Here is a 356-nt window from a genome sequence, read left to right as displayed (position 1 = left end):
CAAACATCAGTTACAACAGGTGCTGTAGGTTGTACAGCATCCGCTATACACTCTACTGTAGAACTTACATTTGCAGGCACCACAGGTAAAGATGTTACATCAATTGTGTATGTATATGTATAAATAACTTCGTTACCTGCACAATCTGTATAAGTGAACGTATAAATTTTATCTCCTTCACAAATAGGATCTGCATTTTCAGTAATTACAGGCGTTAAATCATTACCACATACATCCGTTACTACCGGAGCAGTAGGCTGAGTAGCATCTGCTATACACTCTACTGTAGAACTAGCATTGGCTGGCACCACAGGTAAAGTTGTTACATCAATCGTGTATGTATACGTATAAACCGA

Annotated in this window: 1 protein-coding gene; it reads right to left on the bottom strand. The window is 38.5% G+C overall.

Annotated features, from left to right (window positions below; all coding sequences use genetic code 11):
* The coding region (locus tag Q0842_RS16100) for a hypothetical protein (protein ID WP_298500523.1) at positions 1-356 on the bottom strand (356 nt) is incomplete at both ends.

This window comes from uncultured Algibacter sp. (assembly GCF_947495675.1).
Taxonomy (GTDB): domain Bacteria; phylum Bacteroidota; class Bacteroidia; order Flavobacteriales; family Flavobacteriaceae; genus Algibacter_B.
Note: the sequence above shows the minus strand (reverse complement) of the source record. Positions and strands in the feature narration are given on the sequence as shown.